This is a genomic window from Kitasatospora sp. NPDC059803 (assembly GCF_042732255.1).
Classification (GTDB): domain Bacteria; phylum Actinomycetota; class Actinomycetes; order Streptomycetales; family Streptomycetaceae; genus Kitasatospora.
Genome location: NZ_JBHWIJ010000503.1, coordinates 1 through 3023 on the forward strand (window position 1 = coordinate 1; position 3023 = coordinate 3023).

At 73.3% G+C, this 3023-nt stretch carries 3 protein-coding genes; 2 read left to right on the forward strand and 1 reads right to left on the reverse strand.

What is annotated here, in order from left to right; genetic code table 11:
* Positions 1-179: 179 nt before the first annotated feature.
* Complete coding sequence (locus ACFV6I_RS38780; RefSeq protein ID WP_380430912.1) at positions 180-1814, forward strand: alpha/beta hydrolase; 1635 nt, start codon at positions 180-182, stop codon at positions 1812-1814.
* A gap of 171 nt (positions 1815-1985) precedes the next feature.
* A complete protein-coding gene (locus ACFV6I_RS38785; protein ID WP_380430915.1) occupies positions 1986-2684 on the forward strand; it encodes a DUF6585 family protein in 699 nt (232 codons plus the stop codon).
* Between the two features lie 34 nt (positions 2685-2718).
* Here ACFV6I_RS38785 and ACFV6I_RS38790 read toward each other — a convergent pair.
* The coding region (locus ACFV6I_RS38790) for a hypothetical protein (protein WP_380430918.1) at positions 2719-3023 on the reverse strand (305 nt) is incomplete at its 5' end.

Below are 3023 nucleotides of genomic sequence, written 5' to 3' on the forward strand. Positions count from 1 at the left end.
CATCACCACGCTGGGCCGCGGGGGGGGGGGGCCCCCCCCCCGCCCCCCCCCCCCCCCCCCCCCCGGCCGCGGGGGGGGGGTATATACCCCCCGGGGCGGCGGGGTTGACCCCCGCCCCCCCCGGGACACGGAACCCCGCATGATCGACCGTCAGGGCGGGCTCGGACAGGATCATTCCCGTGAACACCAACGCATCGAACACCACGGCCTCGCACACCATCACGCCGAGCACCACCGCGCCGAACACCACCGCCTCGCACACCCCGGCCGCCGGCGCCACCGCCTCCCGCACCCGGCGCGCCGCCGTGGCCGTCGTCGCCGCCGTCCTGGCCGGCCTCGCCGTGCCGGCCACCGCCAGCGCCGCCCCGGACGCCGGCCGGAACCCGGGCGACGCCGAGGTCGCCCCCGCCCGCTACACCCACCAGACCCTCGCCTGGCAGCCCTGCGCCAAGCAACCGGCGCTGGACTGCGCCACCATGACCGCCCCGCGCGACTGGCACCACGCCGACGCCGGCGCCGACGTGACGATCGCCGTCTCCCGGCACCGCGCCGGCGACCCGGCCAAGCGCAAGGGCACGCTGCTGATGGCCGCCGGCGGCCCCGGCGCGTCGGGCCTGCTGCGCCCGGCGAACCTGGCCACGGCCGCCCCGGCCGTCGGCGCCGCGTACGACATCGTGGGCTTCGACCAGCGCGGGGTCGGCGAGAGCACCCGGGCCGTGTGCCAGACGCCGGAGGAGTTCCAGGACTTCCTGGCCGGCGACTTCCGCGACCAGTCCCCGGCGGCGATCGACCGGGTGGTCGCCAACTCCAAGAAGCTGGCCGCCAGTTGCCAGGAGCGCACGGGCGACCTGCTGCCCTACCTGAACACCGAGCAGACCGCCCACGACATCGACCTGTTCCGCGGCCTGCTCGGCGAGCAGAAGCTCAGCTACTTCGGCCCGTCCTACGCCTCGATGATCGGGGCCTACTACGGAACGCTCTTCCCGCACCGGGTCGAGCGGATGGTCCTGGACAGCAACATCGGCTTCGACGGCACCTGGGAGAAGTTCGAACTGGGCCAGCCGATGAGCTTCCAGCGCCGCTTCGACGAGGACTTCGTGCCGTGGCTGGCGGCCCGCGACGCCACCTACCACTGGGGCTCCACCCCCGAGGAGGTGCAGGCGCGCTGGGAGCAGCGGCGCGCCGCGCTGCACGACCAGCCCATCATCGACGGCTCCCTGACGATCGGCCCGAACCAGCTGGACAACGGCGCGATCAGCGCGATCTACGAGCGGGAGACCTTCCCCTTCCTCGCCCAGGCCCTGACCGCCGTCGACGACTGGCAGGGGGCCGACCCCGCGGCCAAGGCGATGGCCGGGCGGCTGTTCGGCCAGTACCTCAGCCCGGAGTTCCTCGCCGAGTACTTCTCGGTGACCTGCAACGACACCCCGTGGACCACGGACATGGACACCTGGGTCCAGCGCGGCGCGGAGAACACCGCGCGCTATCCGCTGGCGGGCGCCCGCACGCTGGCCTTCAGCGCGGTCTGCGCGTCCTGGCCGACCGCGCCCGCCCCCAAGGTCAAGGTGACCGGCGCCCACCTGCCGACGGTGCTGATGCTCAACTCGGTGCACGACCCGGCGACGTACTACGAGGCGGCGCTCGGCGCGCACCGCGCGCTGCGCGGCTCCAAGCTGGTGACCGTCACCGGGAGCGGCGACCACGGCCAGTACCCCACCGCCAACTCCTGCGTCACGAACGTCGTCGAGAGCTACCTGCTGGGCGACCGCGCCCCCGAGCGCGACCTCGTCTGCCCCACCCCGCAGGCGGGTTGAGCGCCTGGCCGCTCCACCGCGGCCGTCGAAGCGCGCGTCGGGCGAGGCCCAGCGGGGCGCGATTGGCCGAAAGACTGCCAAAGTCCAAGCGGGCGGGCGCTGTTGTGCCTCACCACTCCCGGCTCCGGGGAATACTGCGATGGACGTAGTCGCCACACACAGGAGCGCGCCATGGTGAAGGTCGTCGAGACCACGGATACCCAGATCACCACCGCAGTGGCCGAGCAGGCGCAGGAGGCCGACCTCGGCCTGCTGCGCCAGTGCTTCCTGGTGCTGACGAAGACGCGACTCTTCGGCCAGCCGCGCGAGCAGGAGAAGCTCCGGGTCTACCACTTCGACCACGGCCTGGTGCACGAGGGCGGCGGCCTGGAGCTCACGGTCTTCCGCTGGGACGAGGTCGCGACCGTGATGCAGTCGACCGTCGCCCACTACACGCACAGCATCTACACCGAAACGGACTTCTCCTACCAGTTCACCCGGGACGACGGGGAGACGTTCACGATCGACGGCAAGTACCGCGACCCGCGGCGCGCCAAGCTCAGCGGCGGGGACAAAGGCACCCAGCTGGGCAGGTGGGCGGAGTTGGGCGAGACCGCCGCACACTACGTCGCGGCCACCCAGCTGTCCGGGGCCCGGGCCTCACTGGCGGACGGAGAGGAACTGGCCTTCGGTGACCTGCTGGTCAGCTCGGCCGGACTGAGCACGGTGAAGCGCGGTTTCGTGCCCTGGTCCGACATCAAGTCGATCAGCGTGGTCAACGGCTACCTGGTGGTCAAGAAGGACGGCAAGTTCCTCTCGCTGTCGAACACCGCGGTCAGCCGGATCCCGAACTACGCGCTCTTCATGATGCTGCTGGGCCGTTCCGACTGACGCGCGGCCGGCCCGGACGGGCCCTGGAGCGCCGTCAGGACGGCGAGTCGCTCGCCGAACGCCCCAACCGCGACCGGAGCCAGGCGAAGGCGGCGGCGAGCCCGGCGAAGCCCCCGACGGCGAGCTTGATGCCGGCCTTGGCGACGATCCAGCCGACCCAGGGGACGCTCCAGCCCAGCCAGTGGAAGACGGCCAGCAGGACGGCGGCGCCGCAGAGGGCGGCGAGCACCGTGACGGCCACGGCGGGGGGGGGGGGGGCGGCCGCGGCGGGCCCGCCCCGGCCCGGCCGCCCCCCGGCGGCCGCCCGGAGGGCTGCGGGGGACACGCCCCCCCAGGCGA

Excerpts from the sequence above, each read along its gene's own strand:
- ACFV6I_RS38785 (WP_380430915.1), top strand. The coding sequence starts at position 1,986 with ATGGTGAAGGTCGTCGAGACCACGGATACCCAGATCACCACCGCAGTG.